The 14,623-nt window shown below is 51.5% G+C and carries 12 protein-coding genes; 2 read left to right on the top strand and 10 right to left on the bottom strand.

Features of this window, described 5'->3' with window-relative positions; all coding sequences use genetic code 11:
* Positions 1-77 precede the first annotated feature (77 nt).
* Complete coding sequence (locus JQN59_RS00715) at positions 78-818, bottom strand: MipA/OmpV family protein (RefSeq protein WP_048215321.1); 741 nt, start codon at positions 816-818, stop codon at positions 78-80.
* A gap of 121 nt (positions 819-939) precedes the next feature.
* Here JQN59_RS00715 and JQN59_RS00710 point away from each other — a divergent pair, with 121 nt between their 5' ends.
* Complete coding sequence (locus JQN59_RS00710) at positions 940-1,890, top strand: LysR family transcriptional regulator (protein ID WP_048215320.1); 951 nt, start codon at positions 940-942, stop codon at positions 1,888-1,890.
* 16 nt (positions 1,891-1,906) lie between these two features.
* On the opposite strand, the gene JQN59_RS00705 is transcribed toward JQN59_RS00710, so the two are convergent.
* From JQN59_RS00705 to JQN59_RS00665, 9 genes are all read right to left on the bottom strand, one after another.
* Entirely contained in the window at positions 1,907-3,043 is a 1,137-nt protein-coding gene (locus tag JQN59_RS00705; RefSeq protein WP_048215319.1) for an HlyD family secretion protein, read from the bottom strand.
* Positions 3,044-3,048: 5 nt separating this feature from the next.
* Entirely contained in the window at positions 3,049-3,372 is a 324-nt protein-coding gene (locus JQN59_RS00700) for a DUF3302 domain-containing protein (RefSeq protein WP_003024200.1), read from the bottom strand.
* Between the two features lie 250 nt (positions 3,373-3,622).
* Positions 3,623-5,161, bottom strand: coding sequence for an aldehyde dehydrogenase AldB (gene aldB / locus JQN59_RS00695; RefSeq protein ID WP_048215318.1), 1,539 nt, complete (start codon positions 5,159-5,161; stop codon positions 3,623-3,625).
* 92 nt (positions 5,162-5,253) lie between these two features.
* The gene (yiaY, locus tag JQN59_RS00690; RefSeq protein ID WP_149607364.1) at positions 5,254-6,405 is read right to left on the bottom strand and encodes an L-threonine dehydrogenase; all 1,152 of its coding nucleotides are present in this window, start codon (positions 6,403-6,405) and stop codon (positions 5,254-5,256) included.
* A 188-nt stretch (positions 6,406-6,593) separates the two neighbouring features.
* Complete coding sequence (selB, locus tag JQN59_RS00685; protein WP_149607365.1) at positions 6,594-8,438, bottom strand: selenocysteine-specific translation elongation factor; 1,845 nt, start codon at positions 8,436-8,438, stop codon at positions 6,594-6,596.
* The gene (gene selA, locus JQN59_RS00680) at positions 8,435-9,826 is read right to left on the bottom strand and encodes an L-seryl-tRNA(Sec) selenium transferase (RefSeq protein ID WP_071446113.1); all 1,392 of its coding nucleotides are present in this window, start codon (positions 9,824-9,826) and stop codon (positions 8,435-8,437) included. The genes selB and selA overlap by 4 nt, the downstream gene beginning before the upstream one ends.
* Before the next feature lie 98 nt (positions 9,827-9,924).
* Positions 9,925-10,533 carry a glutathione S-transferase gene (locus JQN59_RS00675; protein ID WP_149607366.1) on the bottom strand — a complete coding sequence of 203 codons (609 nt, stop codon included), beginning with the start codon at positions 10,531-10,533 and terminating at the stop codon, positions 9,925-9,927.
* A 97-nt stretch (positions 10,534-10,630) separates the two neighbouring features.
* Positions 10,631-11,767 carry an HlyD family secretion protein gene (locus tag JQN59_RS00670; protein WP_008786454.1) on the bottom strand — a complete coding sequence of 379 codons (1,137 nt, stop codon included), beginning with the start codon at positions 11,765-11,767 and terminating at the stop codon, positions 10,631-10,633.
* 2 nt (positions 11,768-11,769) lie between these two features.
* Positions 11,770-12,132, bottom strand: coding sequence for a DUF3302 domain-containing protein (locus tag JQN59_RS00665; protein ID WP_003827338.1), 363 nt, complete (start codon positions 12,130-12,132; stop codon positions 11,770-11,772).
* A gap of 531 nt (positions 12,133-12,663) precedes the next feature.
* Here JQN59_RS00665 and mtlA point away from each other — a divergent pair.
* Positions 12,664-14,577 (top strand): PTS mannitol transporter subunit IICBA, encoded by a 1,914-nt coding sequence (mtlA, locus tag JQN59_RS00660; protein ID WP_008786455.1) that lies wholly within the window; start codon positions 12,664-12,666, stop codon positions 14,575-14,577.
* Positions 14,578-14,623: the final 46 nt, after the last annotated feature.

Raw genomic sequence — 14,623 nt, 5'->3', positions numbered from 1 at the left:
GATGGCGGCGGTTAGCCCCCATCCGTCAATGTCTCATGAAAAGATTGCCCTCCTCCCTGAGGACAAACGGGTGAGAATCAGAAACGCCAGGTCAGACCGGACATAAAGGTGAAGCTGTCATCACGATCAACCATCGGACTATTTTTAATGTCATCCGGCAGTGCGCTATAGTTGGCGCTTGCCAGCAGCGTCAGGTTAGTGGTTAATGCGTATTTAGCGGACAGGCCAACATACGGTGTCCAGCTATCGCCTGGGGAATAGCTTGATAAACCACTACGACGGGACTCATTACCCGAAATGCCGTAGTAGTATTCATTGAATTTTTCGTCATAGTAGAGCACGCCAATTGATGGCGTCAGCGTCAGCTTGCCCATCGGCATTGGACGGAACAGTGAAACTTCCCCTACCCAGCCATTACTGTTGTCCAGCACATCCGCAGCGGCGGAGACTTTCACGCTACCCCATCTTTCATGGTGATACCACGCGGCACCCGCCATTGCAGTTGCGTCACGCTTATCCAGCGTTTTCATCGCGTGATCGTCATTGTCGCCGGGATCAAACTCCAGCGGCATATAAGAGGCAGTAATACTAAATTCATTACTTTCACTCTTAGACAAAATATAACCTAGCGTTGTTTGCCTAAAATAAAATGATTCACTTTCATAACTGACAAGCGGTACTGCGTGAACATTATCATTATACCCGCGATAAGGTGATTCATTATATACAGCGCCAGCGCCAATAGAAAATTCTGCGGCAGTTGCACTCGCCATAAAAGAAAAGGCGAGCAGCGCCACAATATTGCGTTTAATTAACATGCCAACATTCCATTTTAAAATAAGCTACAAAGCGGGTGCATAATAATGCTTACAATTTCATCGGTGCAAGGTTCTTATTTATATAGTAATATATATAAAATTATATATATTGGGCTTGGCGATGAATAAATTACAACTTAGACACCGGGAACTGAAGATTATTTCGGTAATTGCTGCCAGTGAAAATATCAGCCATGCCGCTACTGTTCTCGGCATTGCTCAGGCCAACGTAAGTAAGTATCTTGCTGATTTTGAATCAAAAGTGGGGCTAAAGGTATTTGACCGCACCACCCGACAACTGACCCTCACGCCGTTTGGTATTGCGTTACTTCCTTACATCAATGACATGTTAGACAGAAATGAGCAGTTAAATAATTTCATTGCTGATTATAAGCACGAGAAACGTGGCAAAGTAACGGTATATGCACCAACCGGAATTATTGCTTACTTATCGCAACATGTTATTGCAAAAATAATGGATATTGGCGATATCAGTCTGGTGCTAAAAACCTATAATCTGGATCGCAAAGCATTTTATGAAGGCGTCGACTTTCCTGACGATTGTGATATTTTACTTTCCTATGCTCATCCTAAAGATGAATCACTGGTCGCCAGTTTCATCACTAAATATGCGGTTATTGCTTTTGCCAGTCGGGAATATCTCACCAAGAATCCTATTAGTAGTCCTGATGAATTAGTCAACCATTCCTGCATTCTAATTGATTCTATGATGATTGATGATGCCAACATTTGGCGATTCAATTCTGCTGAAGACAAAAAGATGCGTGACTATCGTGTGACGGGAAATTACATCTGCGACAATACACAATCCGCACTGGCGCTGGCACGTAATCATTTGGGGATTGTTTTTGCGCCAAATGAAAGTGTGCAAAGAGATTGTCGTTCCGAGATGCTGGTCCCGTGTTTCTCGGAGCAACATGAATGGTGGTTGGATTTAGTGGCGATTTTCCGCAAGCGTGAATACCAGCCCTGGCGTGTGCAGTATATTCTCGATGCAATGCTCGCGGAGATACGTCAGCAGCTTGCTCAGGCGATACGACAGCCTGAGTAAGCGAAATAGCCTGCGCTTAGTGGTCGAGATACAGGTAATGCACCCAACTGGTCATCCGCAACAAGACTTTGCGCATGATTGACACATGTTCGAAGTGGTCAGAGTAAACGGCAACCTGGGCGTAAATCCCATCAGGTAATGCGTTCACATCCGCATTGTCATTCAGCTCAATCGTGGCGATTACCCCTTCCGAACCGGGCGTAGAGTTTAAAGATTGCAGTGCCCCGTTCGACTGGTATGTACCACCCGGTACTGCCGGACTAATGGCGGCCAGTTTACCGCTAAACACCTTACCCGGCAGGGCATTAAACACCACTTCCGCTTCATCGCCTGGTTCCAGTCGCAACAGCGAGTTTTGACGGAACTGGGCGATAATTTGTCGTTTCTGATCCGGGATGAATACCATGACCGGACGCATCGGCAGCGCGGCGGCATAGGTTCCTGGGCGCATCAGCACCTGAGTGACGTAACCATCGCTGGGCGCGCGAACCACGGTCTGGTCCAGGTTGAACTCTGCTTCCGCTAGCTGTGCTTTCAGGCTGGCAATTTGCGAATTCTCACCCAGTACCAGGCTGTCCAACTGGCTCTGAATTTGCTGTTGTTCTGCAACGGAGGATTTCACCGAGGCTTCCTGCGCCAGGTAGTTTTGGCGCGCCGCATCGATATCGCGTTCAGAAAAAGGATTCACCTTCGCCTGACTCCCCTGCGCATAGCGCTGGTAATCTTTTGCCAGTTTGTCACGCGTGGCCTTTGCCCGCTGCGTGTTGGCTTTCATTTCGTCTAACTGCGCAACCAGAGCCTGCTCTTTATGCTGTGCGGTGACAATATCAGCCTTCAGGCGATCGACCCGCGCCTGATAACGCCCTGGATTAAGCTTAAACAGAACCTCGCCTTTTTTGATTAGCGTATTCTTCTTATCCGTCACTTCTGTCACTACACCCGTTACCTGCGGCACCACGGGAATAGAAATTACCGCTTTTTGTGCCTTAAATGTATACGGATGGTTATAATTCATCAGTAATATAAGTCCGCAAACAATGAATATACCGCCTAATGCCGCGGTAGGAACTGTCCATTTATTTACAGGAATTTTAAAAATTTTAAATATTGACCATGCACACGCCACATAGGTCAGAACAATCAGTAAATCCATCGATATTACTCCGCCGGAGAGGTCTTGGCCTCACCCAGTTTCTTTTCCAGATCCGCAACCCTTGCCTGAAGCTGGATCAGGGAAGAATCCGCGCTCTGCATGCCCCACCCGCGTTCCGGGCGATAAAGCGTTGCCCAGATCCATAAAAAGGGCCAAATAACATGTAAGGTAAACAAACTAACCCAACCCGCAACATGTATTGCGTCGGCATGAGGATGGTTACGTTTCTTTGCAATTAGATAGGGAATATCATGCAGAATAATAATCCCGTAAAAAATGACCAGGAATACAAAAATAAGCACTCCTAATGCAAAATAATTAAGGAACATATTTGCCTCAGGGATTTAAATTAAGAAATTCGGATGCAATTTGATTTAAACAATAGAGTTGATAATAGTATTGGAATGACCAGATTGGATGCAATTATCTTATTTATATAACGATATATGGGTTTATATATACCCGTCGTCTTTTGAGCTGCTTCTTTGTTGGCTGCGTTCGTTCACCCCAGCCACTTACCTGAGGACATAACTTGATGCCCGGTACGCTAAACGCGACCGGGCAGTAGGTGACGTGAAATTAAAACAGCCCCAGTGGTTTATCAGAGTAGCTCACTAACAGGCATTTGGTTTGCTGATAATGCTCAAGCATCATCTTATGCGTCTCGCGCCCGATACCCGACTGCTTGTAGCCGCCGAACGCCGCATGTGCCGGGTAAGCATGGTAACAGTTGGTCCAAACTCGCCCCGCCTGAATCCCACGCCCCATTTTGTACGCCAGATTTCCGTTACGGCTCCAGACGCCAGCGCCAAGCCCATATTGGGTGTCATTAGCGATTTCCAGCGCTTCCTCCATGGTTTTAAACGTCGTGACAGCCAGCACCGGTCCGAAGATCTCCTCCTGGAAAACCCGCATGTTGTTCTTACCAAACAGAATGGTCGGTTCGAGGTAGTACCCCTCTTTTAACTCGCCATCCAGCTGCTTGCGCCGCCCGCCGGTGAGAACATCTGCCCCTTCTTTTTTACCAATGTCGATGTAATTCAGAATGGTTTCCAGTTGACCATGCGACACCTGCGCGCCCATTTGCGTCACGCTGTCTAACGGGTTGCCGCTACGGATACTTTCCACCCGACGAATAGCTCTTTCCATAAAACGTTCGTAAATGGATTCTTGTACCAGCGCCCGACTTGGGCAGGTACATACTTCGCCCTGGTTGAAGGCAAACAATGCAAAACCTTCCAGCGCTTTGTCAAAGAACGCATCTTCTTCATCCATCACGTCCGCGAAGAAGATATTGGGGGATTTCCCGCCCAGCTCCAGCGTAACAGGGATAATGTTCTGCGTGGCGTACTGCATGATCTGCTGCCCAACTTCCGTTGAGCCGGTAAACGCCACTTTTGCAATGCGTTTTGACGTCGCCAGATACTCACCGATTTCCCCACCCGCGCCGTTTACCACGTTCACCACGCCAGGCGGGAGCAGATCGCCGACAACTTCCATCAGCAACAACACGGACAGCGGCGTCAGGCGCGCAGGTTTAAGCACGACACAGTTACCGGCAGCCAGGGCAGGCGCCATCTTCCAGCTGGCCATCAACAGCGGGAAGTTCCACGGGATAATTTGCCCCACCACGCCAAGAGGTTCATGGAAGTGATACGCCACGGTATCGCTATCAACTTCGCTTATTCCCCCTTCCTGTGCACGAATACAGGACGCGAAATAGCGGAAATGGTCAATCGCCAGCGGCACATCTGCCGCGCTGGTTTCACGGATGGGTTTACCGTTATCCCAGGTTTCAGCCGTCGCCAGCAGCTCCAGATTTTGCTCCATACGATCGGCAATTTTGAACAAAATCGCCGCCCTGTCCTGCACGGAAGTCTGCGCCCATTTATCTTTTGCTTTGTGCGCGGCATCCAGTGCCAAATCGATGTCCTTTTTGCCGGAAGAGGCCACTTCGCACAGTAATTGCCCGGTTACCGGCGTCAGGTTTTGGTAATACTCACCGTCCACCGGTGCGACCCAGTCACCGCCGATAAAGTTATCGTATCGGGCTTTTAACTTCAGAGGGTAACCATACTCGCCGGGATAAATACGTGTTGAAGGGGGGTTATTGGTCATGACCGTCTCCTTGCTGTAGGGGTACTACAAGGGTAGACGGGACTGGCGAATTATTCGCCAGCCTTTTACTGCTTTACGACAGGTATCACGAATTACATCGCAGCACGATAAATCGCCATGATTTCTTCATGTGTCGCCTGAATCGGGTTAGTGAAACCACAGGCATCTTTCAGAGCATTAGTCGCCAGAACGGCAAAATCTTCTTCTTTCACGTTCAGCTCACGCAGCCCAGCCGGAATATTCACTTTCTGCGCCAGTTCGCGGATCGCCGCGATGCAGGCTTCCGCCCCTTGCTCTTCGCTCAGTCCAGCCACGTTAACGCCCATCGCAGCCGCGCAATCACGCAGACGAGAGGCAGCAACTTTGCTGTTGAAAACCTGCACATGCGGCAGCAGCACGGCGTTACATACACCGTGTGGCAGATCGTAGAAGCCACCCAACTGGTGCGCCATGGCGTGCACGTAACCCAAAGAGGCGTTGTTAAATGCCATACCTGCAAGGAACTGCGCATAGGCCATGGCTTCGCGCGCCTGAGCATTGCCGCCCTCTTCCACGGCGACCGGCAGGTTTTCCGCAATCATGGTGACAGCTTTAAGCGCGCACGCATCGGTAATGGGGGTCGCAGCAATAGAAACATAGGCTTCGATAGCGTGAGTCAGCGCATCCATACCGGTAGCCGCCGTCAGAGACTTCGGCATACCGACCATCAGCGAGGAGTCATTGACGGACAGCAGCGGTGTAACATGCTTATCCACAATCGCCATTTTAATGTGGCGTACTTCATCAGTGATGATGCAGAAGCGGGTCATTTCAGATGCCGTACCCGCCGTGGTGTTGATGGCGATCATCGGCAGCTGCGGTTTTGCAGAGCGGTCTACACCTTCGTAGTCACGAATATCGCCACCATTAGCCGCCACCAGCGCAATGCCCTTCGCACAATCGTGAGGAGAGCCGCCGCCGAGAGAAATAACGCTATCACAGTCATTTTCTTTCAGCATTTTCAGGCCAGCAGCAACGTTACTGGTCGTGGGGTTAGGATGCGTACCATCGTAAATTACGCTGGAAATATCATGTTCCTGTAGCGCTTTTTGAATATCGCCAGCCATACCTAATTTCGTCAGCATGGCATCCGTAACAATCAGCGTACGGCGAAAACCATATTCCGCCATTGTATTCATCGCGTCTTTTAATGAATCAGCGCCGATTACATTCACGGAAGGAATAAAAAATGTTGAAGCAGCCATTGTACGATCCTTAATTACTCAAAAGAGACAGGCAGCATACGAGTGAAAATCCCAACAAAATATGATCGAGGTTGTTATTTTAATAACATTCAGAATAAAAAAGCACATTAGGTTCATAATCTAATGTGCTGATTTCAATCAATATATATATTGTATTAATTCATTTTATTTCTGAATTAATTGTTTCATTATTTTTCAGGGAACAGCAAGGCATCGCGTAATAAATGATCATTTCCCCGACGGCGAGTAAAACCAATGCGGTCAAAATATTCCAGAATTTGGATAGCCAATTTGCGCCCGACGTTAAGCCTGTCGCGAAAATCGGCGGCACATGTCGATCCCCTTTCCTGATCCAGTTCGCGGATCATATTGGCAAAGGCCACAATCCGATCGTTACGGTAATAACGATCTTTCACGATCGCGGTAATGATGCCTTGCTGTGCCGCTTGTCGTAACGCCACACGCATCATCTGCTCATCCGTTCCCGTCTGTTTTGCCAAATCGCGCACCCACCACGGCTCATCGCCAAAAAGTGGTTCTACTTTTTGCCAGATTGCCAACTGCTCATCGCTGAAACCCGCCTTATGTTCCGGCAAATGCAACCAGCCATGATGGCTATGGATCGCGCCACTCTCGCGCATCTTTTCAATTAGCAGCAATACCAGCGCTTCGTCTTCCATCGGCAAAGCCATACGGCGCAGGCGCTCGCGCCCGGGTCCTGGTTCATCACGGTGCTGCTCATGGTAGGTCGCCAGCGTATCGAGGACTTTTCGCTGCCAACGCGCGGCAACGGGGGCATTCAACAGGCTGTATCCCGCCTGAATAAAACCATGTTGCTCAATCAACGGGCGCATCCCGTTGCCGTTGAGCTGACGCGCCCATGCGAAATCAGGAATATTCACCGCCCCACGCGTCAAATGCAGCGCCAGGGCGTCACCGTCAGTCTGCGCGTTTTCCAGCGCCGACAGCCACTGCAAATATTCCGGCTTACGCTTTCCGCGTCGCGGCGGATTAAGCGTCACAACACGTGCACCTGCCAGCGTTGTACGGGCAGAAATATCACGCAGCACCAGACGGTCGTTATCGGCAAGCCAGAGTGGTGTATCAAACACCAGTTCAGCTAGTGTCCCTTCAAGCAGAGAGATACGCCCGGTAACATGGCTAGCCGCGTGGTGAATATGCAACGGTTGCCACTGCATCAGCGGCGCGGCATGTTCTAAAGAAACAATCACGCGGGTAAAAGCCTCTGGCGGCGCATCGGAAAGCAGCCAATCGCCGCGGTTTAGTTCTTCTTTTTGCGCATCACCGGCAATATTCAGCGCAATACGTTGTCCCGCTTGCGCGCGGTCGGTGGCCTGATTTTGTGCATGCAGGCTACGTACGCGCATCGGTTTATTGACGCCCGTGAGCCACAGCGTGTCACCGACATTCACTTCACCGCTGAGCGCCGTCCCGGTCACCACCAGCCCTGCGCCTTTGACCGTAAAGGCGCGGTCAATCGCCAGGCGGAAGCTGTGATCGCGGGCATGCTCGCGCGACGTTAATTGCAACAAATGGTCACGCAGTTCCTCTATGCCACGGCCTTCATTGGCCGCAGTGACGAAAAGCACCGACTCCGCGAAACCATAATTCCCCAGCGTGGCCTGAATCTCCGCACGTACCTCTTCAATTCTTGCTTCGTCTACGCGGTCGGCTTTCGTGAGTGCCACGGTGATCTGCGGATTGCCCGTCAGCTGCAGAATTTGCAAATGCTCACGGGTTTGCGCCATTACGCCATCATCACACGCCACCACCAGCAACGCGTGATCGATGCCGCCGACCCCCGCCAGCATGTTGGACAGAAACTTTTCGTGTCCAGGAACGTCGATAAACCCCAGCACCCGCCCATCCGGCTGCGGCCAGTAGGCATAGCCGAGATCGATGGTCATGCCGCGCTTTTTTTCTTCCGGCAGACGGTCGGCATTCACACCGGTAATCGCCTGTAATAACGTTGTTTTTCCGTGGTCAACGTGTCCGGCGGTTGCAATAATCATTTCAGCATCATCTCCATAAACCGGGTCTCGTCTTCAAGGCAGCGCAGATCCAGCCATAAGCGGCCATCATAAATTCGCCCAATAACCGGCACGGGCAGCGTACGCCAACGGGCGGCCAACGCTTCGAGGCGGCTCCCGCGCCCGTCATGTGGGGTAAAGGTTAGCGCCGCGCTGGGCAGCCTATCAACAGGTAGTGAGCCGCTGCCAATCTGCGACAAGCAAGGCATCACATTCAGGGCGAACTCATCACCGTAATGCTCTGCAAGCTGTGCCTGTAATAGCTGTGCCTGCGCGTGGATCGCTTCTTGTGAGCGGGTGAGCTGGCGCAACGTCGGCAACTTCTCCGCCAGCGCTTCCGGGTGCAGATAGAGCCGTAGCGTCGCTTCCAGCGCAGCCAGTGTCATTTTATCTGCCCGTAATGCGCGTTTCAGCGGATGGCTCTGCAAACGAGCGATCATCTCTTTTTTACCGACAATTATCCCAGCCTGCGGCCCGCCCAGCAGTTTATCGCCGGAGAAACTCACCAGACTGACGCCAGCAGCAATCAGTTGCTGCGGCATCGGCTCCTGCGGCAATCCATACTGGCTGAGATCGACCAGCGAACCACTGCCCAGATCCGCCACCACCGGAACATCCAGCTCCTGGCCAATTACGGCCAGCTCCGCCTCATCCACCGACTTTGTGAAGCCTTCAATGCTGTAATTACTGGTATGCACTTTCATCAGCAGACCGGTGTTTTCATTCACCGCCTGGCGGTAATCTTTCGCATGGGTCCGGTTGGTGGTCCCCACCTCGCGTAGAATGCATCCGGCCTGACACATGACGTCCGGAATACGAAACGCGCCGCCTATTTCCACCAGCTCGCCGCGAGACACAACCACCTCTTTGCCGTTCGCCGTGGCGGCCAGCATCAGCAGAACAGCTGCCGCATTGTTATTGACGATACAGGCGTCTTCCGCCCCCGTCAGACGGCAGAGTAAATCCGCCAACGCCCGATCCCGATGTCCCCGCCCGGCATCATCCAGACTGTATTCCAGCGTCACCGGCGTGCGCATCGCCTGTACCACCGCTTCAATTGCTTCTTCGGCCTGCGACGCGCGTCCAAGGTTGGTATGCAGCACCGTTCCGGTCAGGTTAATCACCGGGCGTAGCGCGCTTTGCGATTCTCGTTCCAGCCGGGCGCTGGCTTCTTGCGCCCAGTCCTCACACCATGCCGGGAGCGCGTGCGTGTCGCGAATAGCTTCTCTGGCTTCATCGAGCATGTGACGCAGCAGGTCAACCACCCGGGTATGGCCGTGAGATTCACGTAAGGCTGGGAAGGCGCTATCGCGCAATAAACGATCGATAGCAGGAAGCTGGCTGTAGAGTGAACGCATGTCGGTTGTCATGAAAGGGCCTGGCTGTTGGTGGCCCTCTCCACCGTGGAGAGGGATATCGATATAGGAAGGATTGTACCGTGACTTTGCTCAGGCGGACATAATACGCATCAAGCCTTTGGCGGTTCTGTACGGGCAAAACTCTCGCGTTGAAAGAGCGTTTCCACCAGTTTGACCAGACGGGGTCGGTCAACACACCAGCCGGGCGCAACCCGACGGAAATTGAGATAACCGACGGCGCAGGCAATCGCAATGGTTGCCAGGTTAACCGTATCCGTTTTCAGCGTACCATCCGCCAGATAGCCTTCCAGCACATCCAGACTACGGGTGATCTTCTCACGCTGACGTAATAATTCAGTTTCTGACTGCTGCACGGCAGGGCGAGCCTGTTCGCGCACCGAAACTAAACCGGCATCCATAATGCCGTCTGCCAACGCTTCCAACTGGCGTACCTTCAGCGCAGCCAGCGGATCACGCGGCAGCATGGCTGGTGCAATATCCAGTAGCTCTATATATTCCGCGATGATAGGAGAATCAAACCAATACTCGCCCGCATCGGTGACCAACGCGGGTACTTTACCTAACGGGTTATAGCGCGCCACGCCGCTATCCGCGTTATAGGGGAGTTCATTCACAAATTCGAAGGTGATGCCCTTTTCCAGTAACAGAATAGAAATTTTACGCACAAAAGGGCTGGTATAGCTGCCAATGAGTTTCATGCCGGGTCCTTTTTGCCAACAAAAAAGCGGTGCCCAACGATAGTGGGACACCGCTTAGTATGGCTCAGGTCACTGAAAATGGCAGGTGATGGCAGTCTCAATGATCCAAATAAAGGTAATGCATCCAACTGGTCATGCGCAGCAGTACTTTACGCATTACCGACACGTGGGCGAAATGGTCGGAATAGACTGCAACCTGAGCATAGATACCGTCCGGCAGCGCATCCACATCGGCATTCGGATCCAGCTCAATCGTGGCCAGCACGCCATCGGTACCCGGCACCACCGTTAAGGACTGTAATGCGCCCTGCGCCTGATAAGAACCGCCCGGAACGACCGGAAGAATACTGGTCAGCTTGCCGGTGAAAACCTGGCCAGGCAGCGCGTTAAACACCACTTCCGCTTCATCGCCTGGTTTAAGGCGCAGCAGCGAGTTCTGGCGGAATTGCGCCACGATTTGCCGTTTTTGTTCAGGAATAAATACCATAACAGGTCGCAGAGGCAACGCGGCGGCGTAAGTCCCCGGGCGAATGAGCACCTGCGTCACGTAACCGTTGCTGGGCGCACGCACAACGGTCTGCTCAAGATTATATTTGGCTTCGGCAAGCTGGGCGCGCAGGGAGGCGACCTGGGATTGCTCACCGTTGACCATACTGTCTAACTGGCTCTGAATCTGCGTCTGTTCCGCTACTGAGCCTTTGACCAGCGCATCTTGTGCCAGATAGTTTTGCCGGGCGTTATCGATATCGCTTTCAGAGAACGGGTTAACCTTCGCCTGACTGCCTTTCAAATAGCGTTGATAATCTTTATACAGACGGTCACGTTCAGCAGATACACGGGTGGTATTGGCGACCGCTTCCGACAACTGTGCTTTCAGGTTGTCGATGTTGTGCGTAGCAGTAACCAGATCAGCCTGCAGCCTGTCGACACGCGCCTGATACCGTACCGGATCGAGTTTAAACAGCACATCGCCTTTTTTAATTAGCTGATTATTTTTATCCGTTACCTCACTAACAATTCCTGTGACTTGCGGAGTGACCGGAATTGAAATAACCGCTTTTTGCGCCGTAAAGGTATACGGGTGGTTATAGTTCATTAATAAAATCAATCCCGCAACAATGAACACCCCACCTAATGCAGCGGTAGCAAGCGTCCATTGGTTTACCGGAATACGGAATATTTTAAAGATGGCCCAGGCAAAGGCCACATAGGTCAGGACTATCAACAAATCCATGATTAAATCTCCGGAAAGGTGGAGTTATCGGTTTTTTTCTCCCCATCCAGTCTTTTTTCCAACTGGGTGATGCGCGCTGCCAGCGCGGCAATCTCAGGGTCTGACTCCTTTCCGGTCGGTGTGATGTGTGACTGCATTCCCCATCCCTTTTCAGGCTGGTAGAGCGTGGCCCAGATCCACAGGAACGGCCAAATAACATGAAGAGTGAACAAGCTCACCCATCCTGCAGTATGGATGGCATCGGCATGGGGATGGTTACGTTTTTTAGCCATGTTATAGGGAATATCGTGAATGGCGATGATTCCGTAAAACAGAACCAGAAAAACGAAGATCAGCACGCCCAACGCGAAATAATTTAGAAACATACCTGCCTCGAATTCACGCTAATTAGAGTTTTTTTATGCCGGCAGCCGTATGCACCCTGGCTGATGTTTTGAACATAACTGGAGTTAAGGGTTTTTGCCATACCACAAAATAAATATTTTTTCTGGTGAGAAGTTGCTTTGTTTTGCAATAAAAAATGTCGGGGGTAGAACCTGCCGCAGATCACATCTGATAAATTTCAGATGAAAATACTTTGCGATTCACATCACAAAAATCCAACAAACAAGGAAAGTAAAAATGTGAATCACTTCACATTTAATCCTCATTTTCAGCGAATTATTGCACTGCGATGTTTTTTTGTACCGGTATTTTGTGATGAAAATCACATTAACTAACGCCATACACCCTATATTTACGTGACGAATGTCACATAAAAGGCCATCGACTGGACAGTTGAACGATTCAGTGCCAGATTTCGCAGTATCTACAGGGTCCGGCTACCTCCTGCCGCTACATTAACAAACCTCGGGCTTTCAGCCTGCGTGATAGCAAACATAAGAAGGGGTGTTTTTATGTCATCCGATATTAAGATCAAGGTGCAAAGCTTTGGTCGATTCCTCAGCAACATGGTGATGCCAAATATCGGCGCGTTTATCGCGTGGGGTATTATCACCGCATTATTCATTCCGACAGGGTGGTTGCCGAACGAAACGCTGGCGAAGCTGGTCGGCCCGATGATCACCTATCTGCTGCCGCTACTGATCGGTTATACCGGTGGTAAACTGGTTGGCGGCGAGCGTGGCGGCGTAGTTGGTGCAATCACCACCATGGGCGTTATCGTCGGTGCGGACATGCCAATGTTCCTCGGCGCGATGATTGCAGGCCCACTGGGCGGCTGGGCGATCAAACACTTCGACAACTGGGTAGACGGTAAGATCAAATCCGGTTTTGAGATGCTGGTGAATAACTTCTCCGCTGGCATCATCGGTATGATCCTCGCCATTCTGGCATTCCTCGGCATTGGTCCATTGGTTGAAGCACTGTCCAAAATTCTGGCGGCAGGCGTTAACTTCATGGTTGTCCATGACATGCTGCCACTGGCATCGATTTTCGTTGAACCGGCGAAAATCCTGTTCCTCAACAACGCCATTAACCACGGTATTTTCTCACCGCTGGGTATTCAGCAGTCCCATGAGATGGGTAAATCCATCTTCTTCCTGATTGAAGCTAACCCAGGTCCGGGTATGGGCGTCCTGCTGGCGTACATGTTCTTCGGTCGCGGCAGCGCTAAGCAGTCTGCAGGCGGCGCGGCTATCATCCACTTCCTGGGTGGTATCCACGAAATTTACTTCCCGTACGTGCTGATGAACCCGCGCCTGATCCTGGCCGTTATTCTCGGCGGTATGACTGGCGTATTTACCCTGACTATCCTGAACGGCGGTCTGGTTTCTCCGGCGTCTCCGGGTTCTATCCTGGCCGTGCTGGCAATGACACCTAAGGGAGCTTACTTCGCTAACATCGCTGCTATCTGTGCGGCTATGGCAGTCTCCTTTGTGGTCTCAGCCATTCTGCTGAAAACCAGCAAAGTGAAAGAAGATGATGACATTGATGCCGCAACCCGTCGTATGCACGACATGAAAGCGGAATCCAAAGGCGCATCTCCGCTGGCGGCTGGCGATGTAACCAACGACCTGAGCCATGTGCGTAAAATCATCGTTGCCTGCGATGCCGGTATGGGTTCCAGCGCCATGGGTGCGGGCGTACTACGTAAGAAAGTGCAGGATGCAGGGCTGTCTCAGATTTCCGTCACTAACAGCGCGATTAACAATCTGCCGCCGGATGTGGATCTGGTCATTACCCACCGTGACCTGACCGAACGCGCGATGCGCCAGGTGCCTCAGGCACAGCACATTTCGCTGACCAACTTCCTCGACAGCGGTCTGTACTCCAACCTGACCGAACGTCTGGTCGCTGCGCAGCGCCACAACGTGAACGAGGAGAAAGTTCGCGACCACCTGAAAGACAGCTTTGAAGAGGGTGATACCCACCTGTTCAAACTGGGTGCGGAGAACATCTTCCTTGGCCGTAAAGCGGCTAACAAAGAAGAAGCGATTCGCTTTGCTGGTGAGCAACTGGTGAAAGGTGGCTACGTTGAGCCAGAATACGTTGAGGCGATGCTGGACCGCGAAAAACTGACCCCGACTTACCTGGGTGAGTCCATCGCAGTACCGCACGGTACGGTTGAAGCCAAAGACCGCGTGCTGAAAACCGGTGTGGTGTTCTGCCAGTACCCGGAAGGCGTTCGCTTCGGTGAAGAAGAAGACGATATTGCCCGTCTGGTTATTGGTATCGCAGCGCGTAACAACGAGCACATCCAGGTGATTACCAGCCTGACTAACGCTCTGGATGATGAATCCGTGATCGAACGTCTGGCCCATACCACCAGCGTGGATGAAGTTCTGGAACTGCTGGCAGGTCGTAAGTAAGCGTTATTGCCCGGTGGCGCTCACGCTTACCGGGCCTACAAAATCC

Source organism: Citrobacter sp. B72 (assembly GCF_016894305.1).
Classification (GTDB): Bacteria; Pseudomonadota; Gammaproteobacteria; order Enterobacterales; family Enterobacteriaceae; genus Citrobacter; species Citrobacter portucalensis.
This window is presented reverse-complemented; position numbering and strand designations above follow the sequence as displayed.